At 64.0% G+C, this 16,164-nt stretch carries 15 protein-coding genes; 10 read left to right on the top strand and 5 right to left on the bottom strand.

Annotated features, from left to right (window positions below; translation table 11 throughout):
• Positions 1-32: 32 nt before the first annotated feature.
• Positions 33-587 carry a cysteine hydrolase family protein gene (locus SM130_RS21845; RefSeq protein WP_102826811.1) on the top strand — a complete coding sequence of 185 codons (555 nt, stop codon included), beginning with the start codon at positions 33-35 and terminating at the stop codon, positions 585-587.
• A gap of 111 nt (positions 588-698) precedes the next feature.
• On the opposite strand, the gene galE is transcribed toward SM130_RS21845, so the two are convergent.
• Complete coding sequence (gene galE / locus SM130_RS21840; RefSeq protein ID WP_102826812.1) at positions 699-1,757, bottom strand: UDP-glucose 4-epimerase GalE; 1,059 nt, start codon at positions 1,755-1,757, stop codon at positions 699-701.
• Positions 1,758-2,186: 429 nt separating this feature from the next.
• On the opposite strand from galE, the gene SM130_RS21835 reads away from it, so the two are divergent.
• The 6 genes from SM130_RS21835 (at position 2,187) to SM130_RS21810 (ending at position 8,596) form a co-directional block, all read left to right on the top strand.
• On the top strand, positions 2,187-3,371 hold the full coding sequence (locus SM130_RS21835; RefSeq protein ID WP_102826813.1) for a glycosyltransferase family 1 protein: 1,185 nt from the start codon (positions 2,187-2,189) through the stop codon (positions 3,369-3,371).
• Positions 3,359-4,579, top strand: a complete 1,221-nt coding sequence (gene glf / locus SM130_RS21830) for a UDP-galactopyranose mutase (RefSeq protein ID WP_181019302.1) — start codon at positions 3,359-3,361, stop codon at positions 4,577-4,579. Before SM130_RS21835 ends, glf begins: the two co-directional genes overlap by 13 nt.
• A gap of 87 nt (positions 4,580-4,666) precedes the next feature.
• A complete protein-coding gene (locus tag SM130_RS21825) occupies positions 4,667-5,821 on the top strand; it encodes a beta-glucosidase (protein WP_102826814.1) in 1,155 nt (384 codons plus the stop codon).
• A complete protein-coding gene (locus SM130_RS21820; RefSeq protein ID WP_102826815.1) occupies positions 5,818-7,623 on the top strand; it encodes an ABC transporter ATP-binding protein in 1,806 nt (601 codons plus the stop codon). Before SM130_RS21825 ends, SM130_RS21820 begins: the two co-directional genes overlap by 4 nt.
• The gene (locus SM130_RS21815) at positions 7,620-7,835 is read left to right on the top strand and encodes a KTSC domain-containing protein (protein WP_102826816.1); all 216 of its coding nucleotides are present in this window, start codon (positions 7,620-7,622) and stop codon (positions 7,833-7,835) included. The genes SM130_RS21820 and SM130_RS21815 overlap by 4 nt, the downstream gene beginning before the upstream one ends.
• Before the next feature lie 545 nt (positions 7,836-8,380).
• The gene (locus SM130_RS21810; protein WP_015275102.1) at positions 8,381-8,596 is read left to right on the top strand and encodes a dodecin; all 216 of its coding nucleotides are present in this window, start codon (positions 8,381-8,383) and stop codon (positions 8,594-8,596) included.
• A 57-nt stretch (positions 8,597-8,653) separates the two neighbouring features.
• Here SM130_RS21810 and SM130_RS21805 read toward each other — a convergent pair whose 3' ends face one another.
• The 4 genes from SM130_RS21805 to SM130_RS21790 all read right to left on the bottom strand — a co-directional run bounded on the left by SM130_RS21805 (position 8,654) and on the right by SM130_RS21790 (position 12,287).
• The gene (locus SM130_RS21805) at positions 8,654-10,018 is read right to left on the bottom strand and encodes a cation:proton antiporter (protein ID WP_102826817.1); all 1,365 of its coding nucleotides are present in this window, start codon (positions 10,016-10,018) and stop codon (positions 8,654-8,656) included.
• 298 nt (positions 10,019-10,316) lie between these two features.
• Positions 10,317-11,312, bottom strand: a complete 996-nt coding sequence (locus tag SM130_RS21800) for an LLM class flavin-dependent oxidoreductase (protein ID WP_102826818.1) — start codon at positions 11,310-11,312, stop codon at positions 10,317-10,319.
• A 41-nt stretch (positions 11,313-11,353) separates the two neighbouring features.
• Complete coding sequence (locus SM130_RS21795) at positions 11,354-11,767, bottom strand: hypothetical protein (protein ID WP_102826819.1); 414 nt, start codon at positions 11,765-11,767, stop codon at positions 11,354-11,356.
• Positions 11,768-11,861: 94 nt separating this feature from the next.
• Positions 11,862-12,287, bottom strand: a complete 426-nt coding sequence (locus SM130_RS21790; RefSeq protein WP_102826820.1) for a hypothetical protein — start codon at positions 12,285-12,287, stop codon at positions 11,862-11,864.
• A 144-nt stretch (positions 12,288-12,431) separates the two neighbouring features.
• On the opposite strand from SM130_RS21790, the gene SM130_RS21785 reads away from it, so the two are divergent.
• From SM130_RS21785 to SM130_RS21775, 3 genes are all read left to right on the top strand, one after another.
• On the top strand, positions 12,432-13,490 hold the full coding sequence (locus SM130_RS21785; protein ID WP_102826821.1) for an aminopeptidase: 1,059 nt from the start codon (positions 12,432-12,434) through the stop codon (positions 13,488-13,490).
• A gap of 215 nt (positions 13,491-13,705) precedes the next feature.
• A complete protein-coding gene (locus tag SM130_RS21780) occupies positions 13,706-14,875 on the top strand; it encodes a hypothetical protein (protein ID WP_102826822.1) in 1,170 nt (389 codons plus the stop codon).
• Positions 14,876-14,885: 10 nt separating this feature from the next.
• A complete protein-coding gene (locus SM130_RS21775) occupies positions 14,886-15,608 on the top strand; it encodes a ferritin-like domain-containing protein (RefSeq protein WP_102826823.1) in 723 nt (240 codons plus the stop codon).
• Positions 15,609-16,164 lie beyond the last annotated feature (556 nt).

Below are 16,164 nucleotides of genomic sequence, written 5' to 3'. Positions count from 1 at the left end.
GCGTCTTTCCGGCTCAATGACAGGAGAAGGTGATGGGCAAGCGAGCGTTGGTTCTGGTGGATATCCAAAACGATTATTTCCCAGGCGGCAAATGGACCCTGCACGGCGTTGAGGCGGCTGCGGACAACGCGGCGCGTATCCTCGCTGTTGCACGGGCAGCGGGCGACCTGGTGGTGCATGTCCGCCACGAATTTGCCTCGGCAGATGCGCCATTTTTCACGCCGGGTTCGGACGGCGCGCGGATTCATCCCAAGGTGGAAAATCACGACGGCGAGCCGGTGATCCTCAAGCACAACGTCAACTCGTTCCGCGACACCGAACTCGAGGCGTTGCTAAGGGCGCGTGGGATCAGCGAGCTGACCATTGTCGGCAACATGAGCCATCTGTGCATCGATGCAATCACTCGCGCCAGCGCCGATCTTGGCTTCAGCGGCACGGTGATTCACGACGCCTGCGCATCGCGTGATGTGGAGTTCAATGGCACTAAGGTGCCGGCGGCTCAGGTGCATGCGGCGATCATGGCGTCGCTGGCATTCGGCTATGCCAATGTGCAATCCACCGAGGCGTACCTGACCGAGCGCCAGTAAAGCCTCAGGTAGACGCAGGCGCATCACCGCTGTACAGCCGCTGTGATGCGCTCGCGTTCGGTCGAGCAGGCATGCATGGTCGCGCGGCCAAAGCCAGCCGGCGACCAGGGCTCAGCTGGCCAATGCGGTCTCGGTGGCGTCCGCAGCCGCGACTTTGTCCGCTGCATAGCCGCGCGGGTTGCGGCTCTGCCAGCGCCAGGCATCGGCGAGCATGGTGGTCAGGTCCTTCTCGGCGCGCCAGCCAAGTTCGTTTTCCGCCTTGGTCGGGTCTGACCAGCATTGGGCAATGTCGCCAGCGCGGCGCGGTTTGATCACATGGGGCAGGGCGCGGCCCGTGACCTCCTCGAACGCGGTGATCATTTCGCGTACCGAATGCCCCTTGCCGGTGCCGAGGTTCCACGTGGAAACACCATGAATCAGCTGCAGGCGCTCCAGCGCTTTCAGGTGTCCCTTGGCCAGATCGACCACGTGAATGTAATCGCGGACGCCGGTGCCATCCGGTGTCGGATAGTCGTTACCGTAGACGCTCAGTTGCTTTCGACGGCCCACCGCCACCTGCAACATGTACGGCAGCAGGTTGTTCGGTACGCCGTTGGGGTCTTCGCCGATCAGCCCCGAGTCATGCGCGCCGATCGGGTTGAAGTAGCGCAGCAAACCGATGGACCAGCGCGGGTCAGAGTCGGCCAGGCCCTTGAGCACGTTCTCGGCCATCAGCTTGGACTGGCCGTAGGGATTGGTCGGCACGCCGGTGGGGCGGTCCTCGGTGATGGGCATTACCGGCGACTCGCCGTAAACCGTGGCCGATGAGCTAAACACCAGCTTGAAGATGCCGGCTTCGGCCATCGCCTGGCACAGCGCGATGCTGCCGCCGACGTTGGTTTCGTAATAGCGCAGTGGTTCGCGCACGCTTTCGCCAACCGCCTTGAGGCCGGCGAAGTGCATCACCGCGCTGATCGGATAGGCAGCGAACAGCGCCTTGAGCAGGGCGCGATTGCGCACGTCGCCCTTGACGAAGTGCAGCGGCCGACCGGCCAAGTGCTCGACTCGGTCCAGGGCCAGCTTCGAGCTGTTGCACAGGTTGTCGAGCACCAGCACTTCGTGCCCGGCCTGTAGCAATTCGAGCACTGCGTGCGAGCCTATGTATCCAGCCCCTCCTGTTACCAGAATCATGTTCTCTACCTCCGAAATCGCAGTCTTTTCGACACGCTCGGGACACTGCGGCTGGCCGTGGCTGGCGCTGCATGAGTCTCCGTAATTGGGTTCGGCGAAACGGAACGGGACGGCTACAACAAGCTGCGCGCGAGGGGTTCCGATGCCGGCTCTTAAATCAGGCGTCCTGCTGATAGGGACGAGACGAGGTTCGAGCGAGTTCCATTGACCCGCCAGCCGGTCGACGCCCGCGCTATCGGATGATTGGCGGGAACCCGTTACGGTGGATGCCGTCCATTACGAGCAGGCGGCGCAGGTTCGTAGGACGTTTCAAAAGCGTTTCGAAACCCGTGCCGCACGTTGAAACGCCTTACGCAGGGCAGCGCTGGCATCGGAGTGGCAGGTGACGGGCAGGAGTGCCTGGGCACGGTTACCGACATGAGGTGCTAGATGAGCTGGGCCGGCCCTTTCCAATACGACATCGGCAAATCCCGTAACGCGCAGCAGGCGCCAGCCGAAGTGGTCTTCGACGACCAGGTACCGACCTTGCTGTGCCTGTCGCATCTGCGCTGGAGCTTCGTCTACCAGCGCCCACAGCACCTGATGTCGCGCTTCGCTCGCGACTACAACGTGCTCTTCCACGAAGAACCGATTCCCACCGAGGATGCCCAGCCCTGGCTGGAAGTGCGTCCCGAGGAGAACGGTGTACAGGTGCTGATTCCACGTCTGCCGGCGGGCTGCGAGGGTGAGGATGCGAACCGCGTGCAGCGCCAGTTGCTCGATGGCTACCTGGAGAAGCTCGGCGTCAACCAGCTGATGCTCTGGTACTACACGCCGATGAGCCTGGCCTTTTCCGACCACCTGGCACCGAGCCTGATCGTCTACGACTGCATGGATGAACTCTCGGCATTCCGTGGCGCGCCACCACAGCTGGTCGAGCGCGAAGTGGAGTTGATGTGCCGCGCCAACCTGGTCTTCACCGGGGGCTACAGCCTCTACGAGGCCAAGCGCCAGCGCCACGAAAATGCCCACCCGTTTCCCAGCAGCGTCGATGTCGAACACTTCGCCGCGGCGCGCCGACCGCAGCACGACCCGGACGACCAGGCCGAGATCGCGCATCCGCGTCTGGGCTTCTATGGCGTGATCGATGAGCGCCTGGACCTCGAACTGATCGAGCAGGTCGCGCGAATGAAGCCGGACTGGCAGATCGTGCTGATCGGCCCGGTGGTCAAAATCGACCCGGCCGAACTGCCGCAACGCGACAACATCCATTACCTCGGCGGCAAGACCTACGACGAGCTGCCGCATTACCTGTCGGGCTGGGACGTGGCGATCATGCCGTTCGCGCTGAACGAGTCGACCCGTTTCATCAGCCCGACCAAAACCCCCGAATACCTCGCCGGCGGTTGCCCGGTGGTGTCCACGCCGATCACCGATGTGGTGCGAACCTACGGCGACACCGGCATCGTGCGCATCGCCGACAGCGCCGAGGCGTTCGTCGCTGCCACCGAAGCGGCCCTAGCCGACGCCCAGGACCGTGATGCGCTGTTGGCCAAGGCCGACGAAATACTCGGCGACATGTCCTGGGACCACACCTGGAGCTTGATGAAGGAGAAGATGCAATGCGCGATATGAGCCCGCAAGACAGTAATCCGGAGCGTCTAGGCGGCGGTGCCGGCGAAGAGCCGCAGGCGCAAAGGCGTGGCTTCGACTACCTCATCGTCGGCGCCGGTTTCGCCGGCAGCGTGCTCGCCGAGCGCCTGGCTGCCGGGCTGAACAAGCGCGTGCTGGTGGTCGACCGCCGTCCGCATATCGGCGGTAATGCCTATGACCATTACGACGAAGCCGGCGTGCTGATCCACCGCTACGGGCCGCACATCTTCCATACCAATGCGCAGCGCATCGTCGATTACCTCTCGCAGTTCACCGAGTGGCGCCCTTACGAGCACCGCGTACTGGCCCAGGTGGATGGCCAGGAAGTGCCGATCCCGATCAACATGACCACGCTGAACAAGCTCTACGGCCTGAACATGACCACCGAAGAGGAAGCGGCGGAGTTTCTCGCCAGCCGCGCCGAACCGGTGGAGAACATCCAGACCAGCGAAGACGTGGTGATCAACGGCATCGGCCGCGAGCTGTACCAGAAGTTCTTCCGCGGCTACACCCGCAAGCAGTGGGGCCTGGACCCGTCGCAGCTGGACAAGTCGGTCACCTCGCGCATCCCGACGCGCACCAATACCGATGATCGCTACTTCACCGACACCTTCCAGCAGATGCCCAAGTACGGCTACACCAAGATGTTCGAGAAGATGCTCGCGCATCCGAACATCAAGGTGATGATCAACACCGACTACCGCGAGATCCGCGACGAGGTGCAGTACGACCACCTGATCTTCTGCGGCCCCATCGATGAATACTTCGATTACCGCTTCGGCAAGCTGCCGTACCGCTCGCTGAAGTTCGAGCACAAGCAGCTCGAGCAGGAGCAGTTCCAGCCGGTCGGTACGGTCAACTACCCGAGCGAGGACGTGCCCTACACGCGCATCAGCGAGTACAAGCACCTCACCGGGCAGGTGCATCCACGGACCAGCATCACGTATGAATATCCGTCGGCCGAAGGTGATCCCTACTATCCGATCCCGCGGCCGGAAAACGCCGAACTGTACAAACGCTACCAGCAGCTTGGCGACCAGACACCGGGTGTGACCTTTGTTGGTCGGCTCGGCACCTACAAGTACTACAACATGGATCAGGTGGTCGGTCAGGCGCTGGCGCTGTACAAGCGCATCGAGGAAGCCGAGCTGGCAACGCAGCCGCAAGCGGTGCCCGAGCAACTCGGCTGAAGCGAAACGGTCGCTATGCATGAGACTTGCCGCCACGCGGTGGCCAATGCCGTGTGGGCTGCTATCGAGTCATCCATGAGGTAAACGATGCATCATCCCAGCCTGTTCAAGAGTTTTTTCCTCGGCGGTTTCGAGTGCTCGAACCACCGGCGCAGCGACGGCCGGCGTCTCGACCTGATCGCCGCGACGGGGCATGACCGCTGGGCCGCGCAAGACTATGCCGAGCTGCATCGGCACGGCCTGCACAGCGTGCGCGACGGGTTGCGCTGGCACCTGATCGAGCGCACGCCGGGGCAGTATGACTGGTCGAGCTTCCTGCCGATGCTGCAGGCGGCGCAGCGCCAGGGCACCCAGGTGATCTGGGATCTTTGCCATTACGGCTGGCCGGACGACATCGACATCTGGCGCCCGCAGTTCGTCGAGCGCTTCGCTCGCTACGCCGCGGCGGCCGCCCAGGTGATCAAGGACGAAACCGATGCAGTGCCGTTCTATGCGCCGCTCAATGAAATCTCCTTCTGGGCGTGGGCCGGCGGCGACGAGGCCTATTTCAATCCGATGGCGCGTGGCCGTGGCTTCGAGCTCAAGCACCAGTTGATCCGCGCGTCCATTGCTGCGATCGAAGCCATCCGTGACGTCGATCCGCGAGCGCGCTTCGTTCAGGTCGATCCGGCCATCCACGTAACCTCGCGCAATGATCGGCCCGGCCCGCGTCGTGCCGCGGAAGATTTCCGGCTGTCCCAGTTCCAGGTTTGGGACATGCTGGTCGGCGAGCTCTGGCCCGGCCTCGGCGGCGCGCCGCAATACCTCGATATCATCGGTGTGAACTATTACTCCGATAACCAGTGGTATCACGAAGATGGCTGCACGATCGACCGCGATAATCCTGATTATCGACCGTTCAGGGGCATTCTGCGGGAGATCTGGCAGCGTTATCAGCGGCCATTGCTGATCGCCGAAACGGGTGCGGAAGGTGATGTGCGCGGCGACTGGCTGCGCTACGTCAGCGAGCAGGCCGGGCTGGCCATGCAGGGCGGTGTACCGGTAGAGGGCATCTGTCTGTACCCGGTGCTGGATTATCCCGGCTGGACCGATGAGCGACATTGTCCGGTCGGGCTGTTCGGCTTCCCCGACGAGTACGGCAATCGCTGCGTGCACCAGGGGCTGGCCGATGAGTTGCGCCTGCAGCAAACGCGATTCACCCACGCCAGTCCCGCGCCGCAACCAGTTGCAGTCATGCCATGAACCAGGCGGCCGCTGTGCCAAACACCAAGCCGAGCGAGGTGCCGCTGCCCAGCCGGCCGGTCGCCTTTCTCTGGCACTACGTCTGTGCCCGGCCTTGGCATTTCAGCGGCTTGCTAGCGCTGATCATCGGCGCCGCCAGCTGCGCGGTGGCGGTGCAGTACGGCATGAAGCTGCTGGTCGATGCGATGGCGCAGGGCACTGCGGATCGCGGTTCGGCCAACGTCTGGTTGCCGCTGGGGCTGTTCATCGGGCTGATCGTCACCGAGAACGTGTTCTGGCGCCTGGGTGGCTGGCTCGGCTGCCGCACCGTGGTGGCCAGCGTGGTGGATATTCGCGTCGACCTGTTCAAGCACCTGACCGGCCATCCGATGCGCTATTTCACCGAGCATTTCGCCGGCTCGCTGGGCAATCGCATCTCCGCGCTGGGGGCCGCTGCCGGTTCGATCTACGGTGGGTTGGTGTGGAAGATCGTACCGCCGATCGTCGATTTTCTCGGCGCCGTGGTGGTGCTGTTCACCGTCGACTGGCGGATGGCGGTGGCGTTGATCGTCTTCGTCGCCATCGTCGCGGTGCTGATCACCGGCTTCGGCATCCGTGGCCGCTACAAGCACCAACGTTTTGCTGCGCAATCGGCACGGGTCGGCGGCGAACTGGTGGATGCGGTTTCCAACGTCTGGACCATCAAGGCCTTCTCCGCCCGCGACCGCGAGGCCGAACGCCTGGCCCATGAGATTAGTTACGAGGCCCGCGCCCAACGACGCAGCTGGATGTACCTGGAAAAAGCCCGGGTGATGCATGACATCTGCCTGTCGGTGATGGCCGGCGGCATGCTGATCTGGGCGATCCAGCTGTGGATCGGCGGCTCGGTGACGGCTGGCGATGTGGTGCTGGTCAGCGCGCTGACCTTCCGCATCCTGCATGGCTCGCGGGACCTGGCGCTGGCGCTGGTGGATGCCACGCAGCAGCTCGGCGCCATCGACGACACCCTGCGTATCATCGTGCAGCCCCATGGCCTGGACGACACCGATAACCAGCTGATGCTGGCCGAAGGCGACATCACCTTCGAACGCGTTCGCTTTGCCTACCCCGATCGCGGGGCCGTGTTCGAAGGGCTGGACCTGCACATACCGGCCGGGCAGAAGGTCGGCGTGGTGGGTTCGTCCGGCGCCGGCAAGTCGACCCTGATCAACCTCATCCAGCGCCTCGACGACGTGCAGGATGGACGCATACTCATCGATGGCCAGGACATTCGTGGCGTCAGCCAGGACAGCCTGCGCGAGAAGATCGCCGTGGTGCCGCAGGAAACCGCGCTGTTCAACCGCAGCATCCGCGAAAACATCCGCTACGGCCGTCCTGATGCCAGCGACGAGGAAGTCACCGAGGCGGCGCGCCGGGCCTTCTGCGACGGCTTTATCCGCGAGCTGCCGCAGGGTTACGACACCCTGGTGGGCGAGCGCGGCGTGATGCTTTCCGGCGGTCAGCGTCAGCGTTTGGGGATCGCCCGCGCGTTCCTCAAGGACGCACCGATCCTGATCCTCGACGAGGCCACTTCGGCGCTGGATACCCAGTCCGAAGGCGAGATCCAGGCGGCGCTGAACAACCTGGTGCACAACCGCACCGTGGTCGCGGTGGCGCATCGGCTGTCCACGCTGTCGAGCTTCGACCGCATCATCGTGCTGCGCGATGGAGGCATCGTCGAGGACGGCCCACCGCAGGAACTGCGCCGCCGCGGTGGCGAATTCGATGCGCTGTGGCGCATGCAGGCCGAGGGCTTCGCCCAGGAAGCCGACCCGAGCGCATGAAGCGCGCCGCCGTCAACTCGCGCAGCCTGCGCTCGCTTGGCTACGACCCCGAGCGGCAGGTGCTGGAAGTGGAATTCAGCAGCGGCGCGCTGTACCACTACGAACAGGTGCCACCCGAAGCGGTGCAAGCCCTGCTCGACGCCGACTCGCTGGGTCGGCATTTCAACCAGGTATTCAAGCCGCAGCACTACGCGTATCGACGCATCGAGTGATCGGTAGGGTGGGCTTCAGCCCACCAATGAGCAGTTACCGGTGGGCTGAAGCCCACCCTACGAGTGCGTGCGGAGCGCTGACCTGTTCGCAGCCTACGAGCTCCGAGCAGAATGCCGCGCAGTTGACCTTGATGGTTGGTGAGCTGCACCAGCGCTATCGATGCATCGAGTGCGAGTGCAAGCGGTAGGGTGGGCTTTAGCCCACCAATGGGGCCATGGTTGCCGGTGGGCTGAAGGCTATTCTGCGAGTCCATGCAAAGTGCCGCCCAGCCCATCCTACGTGTCCGCGCGCAGCGCCCCGCGCCGTGACTGATCGTCTCCACGCAGCCGTGGCCGGCGCTACGCATCGATGGGACGCTGGAGGGTCCTCGTTGGCTCCTTGGGAGGTGCCAGCGCAGGAGCGGGGCGCCTTTGATGAATCCAGTCTCATTCGCTCGCGTGCCGTTCACCCGCTCCGCTGAACTTCCGAGCCGCAACGCGGGCCTCAATCAACAGGATGCGTCATTACCGAGCGGAGGCTCTCCAGACCAGAAGGGGATTGTTCAATGTCGGATCATCACACGTACAAGAAGGTTGAAATCGTCGGTTCCTCGCGTAACAGCGTCGATGAGGCAATTCAGAACGGCATCGCCGAGGCCAGCAGTTCGCTGCAGAACGTCGAATGGTTCGAGGTCGGCGAGATTCGTGGTCACGTCGAGAACGGCAAGGTCGGGCACTTCCAGGTCACCATGAAGGTCGGCTTCCGCCTCGCCAACAGCTGATCTGCCGCTCAGGCGACCCGGCAGCGGCTGCACGGTCGCCTGCCCGGGATGCCGGCCTTATCCGTGGCTGGTGGGCGCTTGGCCGCGGCTGCGTTCGTAGCGCCGCAACAGCGGCTGTGTGCTCAGGCCGTGTACCACGATGCTCAGCACCACCACCGATATCACCAGGGAAATGATGGCGTCCGTTTCGGACGGCAACAGGCCGTGGGTCACCGCGTAGCTCAGGTAGTAGAGACTGCCGATGCCGCGAATGCCGAACCAGCCTGCCGTCAGGCATTGCGTGCGATCCAGATAGCGGCGCGGCATCAGCAGCCATACGCTAAGCGGTCGGATCACCACGAACAGCGCCAGTGCCAGCGGCACGGCGCGCCAATCCCAGTGCACCGAGACCAGTACGCCGAGCATGGTCACCAGCAGCACTTCCAGGCTGCGCTCCAGTTGGCCGCCAAAGGTCAGGATGTCGCCCATCATCACGCCGGCGGCGACTTTGGGCTCGGCTATCTTCTGCCCCTCCAGTGGCAACTCCCGTGGCGTCAGCCCACCTTCGGCAAGGTGCGGCACGGCGTGGGCAATCAGCTCTTCGGACGGCGTTTCCGATTCGTGCGCGGCATCCTTTTCGGCATGACGCAGGCCCAGCCCGGCAGCGAACACCGCGAGAAAGCCCCAGGCACCAATCAGCTCGGCGCCAACGTAGGCCAGCGCGATCAAGGCTAGCGCCAGCGAATCGTTGGGCGACATCGAGGTGTCGGCATGCCGCGCGCGCAGGAAGATCGCCAGCTTGCCGATCAAGCGGCCCAGCAGATAACCAAGTGTTAGCCCGGCGGGTACGGCCCAGATCAGCCGGTGCAGCGCCCAGTCGCCAACCCAGCCCGAAGAGACGCTGCCTTGTTCGATCAACAGCAGGCCGAAGACGACGAAGGGGAACGCGGTGCCGTCGTTGAAGCCGGCCTCGCCGGACAGCCCGTAGCGCACGTGGTCGCTGTCGCGTGAGTTGTTCACCTGCACCAGGCTGGCCAGCACCGGGTCGGTGGGTGCCAGAATCGCGCCGATCAGCACGGCAATGCCCCAGTGCAGCCCGAGGACGTAATGACAAAAGGCGGCGACACCGGCGATGCATGCCAGCATTACTGGGCCGGCCAATACGTACGCGCTCTTCCAGGCCGGGTGGCTCAACGGCATGCGCAGTTTCAGCCCGCTGACGAACAGTGACACCAGCACGGCGATCTCGGTGAGGTGTTCCATCCAGCCGGCGATGTGCAGGAACTCCATTTCCCACAGGCCCACGCCGAGCTGGCCAATGAGCAGGCCGAAACCGAGATAGATCAGCGAGGTCGTCACCGGTAGCCAGCGCAGGTACGCCGAGGCCAGGGCAAGGATGAGCAGCAGGACGCCAAGAATGGCCATCCATTCGAGAAAATTCATCAGGTTGTCCGATGGCGAGGCGCGAGGTGCGCCCGGAGGGTTGTGCCATTGGAGCGGAGGCTGGCGGCAGGGTTCGTCGCCGGAGTCGAGGAAGGTCGCCGTCGGTCAGGACGGCGGCACGCTACCCGAGTCGATTGCCGTTTGGCTCGCGACCCGACGGAAGCGCGGCAACTGGCGCCATGCGGCGTGCGGGTTTGGCAAAGGCGCGACCGTTAGCGGCCTCCGACACCTGGCGCAACGCCCCGGCGGGGCGGCCATTTGGCGTGGCATCGCAGCCCAGGGGGAACGGCAACAGACCCTAGCGCAACCCGGCGACGATCTCGAAGGCGCGGTGGCGGTCGGCGGTTTCGTAGAGGTCGCAGGTGAAGATCAGCTCGTCGGCCTGGGTCTGCTCGAGCAGCACGTCGAGCCGCGCGCGAACCTTTTCCGGACCGCCGATCAGCGCCAGGCCGAGGAAATCGCCCACTGCCTGTTGTTCGTGGGGCAACCACAGGCCCTGCATGCTCTGCACCGGCGGGCGCAGCACCAGGCTCTGGCCGCGGATCAGCGAGAGGATGCGCAGGTAGACGCTGGTCACCAGGTATTCGGCCTGCTCGTCACTGTCGGCGGCGATCAGCGGTACGCCGAGCATCACATAGGGTTTGTCGAGCACCGCCGATGGCTTGAAGTTGTCGCGGTAGAGTTTGATTGCCTGGTGCATGTAGCGCGGCGCGAAATGCGAAGCGAAGGCGTAGGGCAGGCCCTTGGCCGCGGCTAGCTGCGCGCTGAACAGGCTCGAGCCGAGCAGCCAGATCGGCAGGTTGCTGTCGACGCCGGGCATGGCAATGACGCGCTGATTGGGTTGGCGTGGGCCGAGCAGCAGTTCCAGCTCCTCGACGTCCTGCGGGAAATCGTCGGCGCTGCCCATGCGGTCGCGGCGCAGGGCATGGGCGGTGAACTGATCGGCGCCTGGCGCGCGGCCGAGCCCCAGATCGATGCGACCCGGGTAGAGCGCTTCCAGCGTGCCGAACTGCTCGGCGATCACCAACGGTGCGTGATTGGGCAGCATGACGCCGCCGGCACCAAGGCGGATGCGCGAGGTGTTGCCAGCCAGGTAGCCAATCAGCACGGCCGTTGCAGCGCTGGCGATGCCGTCCATGTTGTGGTGCTCGGCGACCCAGAAGCGCTCGAAGCCGAGCTGTTCGACGTGGCGCGCCAGGGCCAGAGCGTTATGCAACGCCTGGGCTGGCGTGCCGTCGTCACGGATGGGGGCCAGGTCGAGTGCGGAAAAACGGGTCTGGGCAATACGGGACATCGGTTACCTCATGCAATGAATGCGCTCGGTGCGCAGGCGGCTCAGCGGCAGTGCTCGGCCTTGGCCTCGGCCACCACGTTGCGCTGTTCGTCGCGCAACCAGCCCTGCGGGGTGAAGCCCAGCGAGCGGGCCTGGAATAGGTAGCGCTGGCCGGGCTGGAAGTCGTCGTAGCGGATCACCATGGTGCAGCGCATGGTGTGGGTTTCGCCAAACAGGCCGAAGGCGCCGCCTGTCACTTCGAATTCATAGCGTGCCTCGAGTTCATGCGCGCCCGGCGGGACCTGAAAATAGCGACCGTCGGGGGTGCGTTTGCCGTCCAGTTGGTCGGACATGAAGATGTCGCTGGTCTGCGCGGTCATGTCGACCCAGGCCATGTTCGGGTCGGGTTGCGGCAACGGCCCCGCACAGCCGGCTAGCAGCAGGGCAAACAAGGCGAGGGTGAGTGACTGACGCATGGCGGAATCCTCGGCGAATGGCTGGGCAAGGCGCGCTGGCGCCTAGCCGATGCCGCCGAGGGTGCGCCAGATGACGGCGCATTTCAACGCGGGTTCAGCGGCCGGCGAGGTCGCCGCAACCCTTTTCCTCGGCGCGTGCCAGCACATACTGGTGCTGATCGTAGAGCTTCGCCCAGGGGCGGAAGCCATAGCCGCCGGCGACCAGGCGATAGCGGGCGCCAGCAGTGAACCTGTCGTACTCCAGGGCCAGCTTGCAGTCCCGCGCCAGCGCGCTGCTGCCCGGCCCGATGTTGGCACCGTCGACGTCGAAGCGGTAGCGCATCTCCAGCTTGCGGCTGCCGGGCGGTACCTGGAAATAGCGTGGATCATCCAGCGTCCGGCCATCGACGGCCACGGCCTGCAGCTGGGTCTCGCCGTTCGGATTGAGGTCGACCCAGGCTTGTTCGGGGTCGGGTTTGGGCATCATGGCAGCGCAGCCGGTCAGGCTGGCGACGAACAGGACAAGGAAGAAACCGCGCATGTGCAATGCTCCAGCCGAAACCATCCGGCCCGGCGAGAAATCGAATGAGGAAGCCTGATAGCCGCGGGTTGCATTTGGCGGCATGGCCTTTGTAGGGTGCGCTACGCGCGCTGGCGCGAACCCGACCACTGACCGGTTCATCTGATGTCCAAGCCCAACGCCGCCTTGATCGACATCCGCAACCTGCGCTGGGTTCCCCTTTTGCTTGCCGTCTGTCTGAATGGTTGTAGCTATTACGGCCAGCTTGCGGTTGGCCAGTTCGAGCTGCTGCGCCAGCGAGAGCCCATCGAGGCGCTGATTGCCGACGAGGCGCGCGATCCCGCGCTGCGGCAACGGCTGACCGAGGTGCTGCTGGCACGCACATTCGCCACCCAGGCGTTGGCGCTGCCGGACAACCGCAGCTATCGCCTCTACGCCGAACTTGGCCGGCCATATGTGGTGTGGAATCTGTTCGCTACCGAGGAGTTCTCGGTAGCGCCTGTGGAGCATTGTTTCCCCATCGCCGGCTGCGTGGCCTATCGCGGCTATTTCCGCCAGGGCGCTGCCCGCGCTGAGGCGGCACGGCTGCGGATGGCCGGGCTGGATACCCATGTGGCGGGCGTTGAGGCCTATTCCACCCTCGGCTGGTTCGCCGACCCGCTGCTTAGCTCCATGCTGCGGCGCAACGACGAGCAACTGGCGGCACTGATCTTCCACGAGCTGGCCCATCAGCAGCTCTACCTGCCCGGCGACACGGCCTTCAACGAGTCCTACGCCACCTTTGTCGAGCGCGAGGGGCTGCGCCAGTGGCGTGCCAGCCGCGGCTTGCCGGCGCAGGACGAGCAAAGCCGGGCGCGCTATCGGCAACTGGTGCAGCTGTTGCTCGACAGCCGCGAACGGCTGGCCGGCATTTATGCATCAGGCCAGCCACCAGCACGGTTGCGCGCGCTCAAACAGCGCGAGTTCACCGAGCTGCGCCAGCGCTACCGGACGCTGCGAGACGAGCAGTGGGGTGGCGATGCGCGCTTCGATCGCTGGTTCGCCCAACCGCTGAACAACGCCACGCTGCTGCCGTTCGGCCTGTATGACCGCTGGGTGCCGGCGTTTGCCGCGCTGTTCGAGCAGCACGGACGTGACTGGTCGCGCTTTCATACGGCGGTCGCGGCACTGGCCGAAGTATCTGCCGACGAACGGGAAACCAGACTCGCGCAGCTGGCTGACTGAACAAGCGAAACGGTGCGCTCTGTTGCCGTGGGCGTTACGCGCCGTTATGGCTCTTGCGCCGAAAATCCCCGATATACCGTTCATCGGCAGCGATACGCCTGTCCGCTGAACGGTGCGAATCGTTTTTTGAGCTCTCCGGTCATTTTTACTAGGTCGCCGATTTAACCGGCGGCGATCCCTCATGCCTGATACCCACGCATAACAACGGAGGCTCCATGGAGACCATTTCCGGAATTCTCGACAACAAAGGCACGCCACTGGAGAAGCAGAAGTTCACATGGAAGGAAATGGCCGGCAAGCCGATCAGCAAGCTTGATGACGATGCGTTTACCCGTGTACGCATCATCCTCATGAACGGCGTCGAAACCGACGCGCTGCGCCTCAAGCATGGCATCGCCCGCTTCAACAAGGAGCTGCGTCTGCCGCTGGCGGAGATCCGCCGCACCGAGCAGCACCAGGCCACCATGATCAACTGGCTGATCGGCGCCGACCATTCGCCGCTGGAAACTACCGTGGCCTACGAGCAGGTCGCCATCGAGGTGACCGCCGCCGTGGCGCAGAACGAGCCCGACCCCTACCAAGCGCAAACCTATCGTTTCGGCCTGTTGGAAGACTTCGACCACCTGTACCGCTACTCGGCGATGCTTGATCGCCTCGAGGGCAAGGATGCCAACAACATCCTGCAGGGCTACACCGACATCGTTCCCGGGCGGAAAACCTCCGAGCACCACCGCCATCCGGAAAACGACATCCGCGACAACTACGAAAAGACCACCGCGGCGCTGATCACCAAGATCCATGCGGCGCTGATCACCGGTGCCGAGTACCAGACCCACGATTACTACCAGAACATCGGCCCGCTGTTCGCCGACCCGCTGGCGCGCCAGCTGTACGCCGAGATCGCCTCGGTGGAAGAGCAGCATGTAACCCAGTACGGCTCGCTGTCCGACCCCAGCGAGAGCCATATCGAGAAGTGGCTGGTGCACGAGGCGATGGAGGTCTACATGTACGCCAGCTGCGCCGAGCAGGAAAGCAATCCACGCATCAAGGCCATCTGGGAGCGCTTCCTCGACTACGAGCTGGGCCATCTGAATGTTGCCTGCGAATGGTTCAAGAAGATCGAAGGCCGCGACCCGGCAGAGATCCTCGGTGGCCCGCTGCCGAAGATGGTCGAGTTCAAGAGCCAGCGCGATTTTGTCCGCCAGGTGCTGGCCGCCGAGGTCAATCTGCGTACGGCCGGGCCGGTCTATGTGGACAAGGCCAAGGAACCGCAATCTTCCCTTGATTACCGCAACCACCTCGCCTCGGAAGGGCTCGCCTCGGACATCGTTTCGGCGGGTTACCAGTGGGCGCCGGGTGGCGAACTGATGCGCAAGGCTTCCTGAGGAGACGAACATGGCTACTGCAGCGAAAGTGGGTACCAATTTCACCGGCATACAGATGTCCCCAAAGGACACCAAGCGCTTGCTCGATGCCGTTAACGAGATTCATCCGGACGTACCGGGCGATGAGCGCGGCATGCTGGCCGAACGTGCCGAGCGTGCCGCCGAGGCCGACCGTATCGGCTCCGTGCCGGTGCCGGGATCGGCCAAGGGCATGCTCAAGACCGGCTTCGACATGATGCGTGGCAAGAGCCCCGAGGTATTCCTCGACAAGCTGGGCGAGCGCCTGGCCTACGAGCGTAATGGGGTGCGCCTATACGAGGCGATGATCGCCAAGGTCAAAGGGCTCGATACGCCGGATTCGGCGCTGATCGACACGCTGGTGCATATCCGCGACGAAGAACACGAGCACATGATGCTGGTGCATCAGTCGATCGAAACCCTGGGTGCCGACCCGACGGCGCAGACTCCCTGCGCCGATGTGGTTGGGGCCATGGCGCTGGGCATCGTCAACGTACTGACCGACCCGCGGACCAACGTCGATCAGTGCCTCAACGCACTGCTGACGGTGGAGCTGGCGGACAACGCTGCATGGGAACTGCTGATCGAACTGGCACAGGCGGCGGGGCATCCGAACATCGCCGACAGCTTCGTGAAGGCCAAGACCCAGGAAGACGACCATCTGGTGAAGATCAAGACGCTGATGCGTCGGGATCTGATCATGCAAACCAAGTAACAGCGTGCGAGCGGGACGCTTTGGCGCACACCACCGAAAGGGGTGTGCGTCTTTTTTATGGGCGGGGGAAATGAGCGTTGCGCCGACTTGAGGCAGTGATGGTTCCCATGCTCCTGCGTGGGAACCTGCTTTCTGCGTTCCTGCGCCACTGACGCGGAGTATCCCCAACCGCGTTCCCGCGCCGGAGCGTGGGCACAATCAGCAACGTCTTCAGCTCTTGCCGATTGGCGAGGTGCTTGGGAGCTTGGTTTCGCCCTGCTGGGCGAGTCACTTTTTCCAGGCGCGGGAAAAAGTAACCAAAAACGCTTTGCCCCTGCATCCGGCCCTGCGCTTCGCTACGGGTTCGTTCACTACGCCGCCGTTCCGAGGGTCGCCGTACAAGGGCCATCCATGGCCCTATACGGCTCTCGCCGCATCCCTGCGGCTCGCCCCTCTCCACGACGGCTTCGTTCACCCTCCTGAAGGGGCGTTTGGAGCCGCCTGATGGGCCGTGCGATCAGAACAAATGGACCGATTTCCCTCGGCATTTAGATGTTCGCTGATAGCTCCAAGCTCC

Origin of the sequence: Stutzerimonas stutzeri (assembly GCF_038561965.1) — a bacterium.
Classification (GTDB): domain Bacteria; phylum Pseudomonadota; class Gammaproteobacteria; order Pseudomonadales; family Pseudomonadaceae; genus Stutzerimonas; species Stutzerimonas stutzeri_AA.
This window is presented reverse-complemented; position numbering and strand designations above follow the sequence as displayed.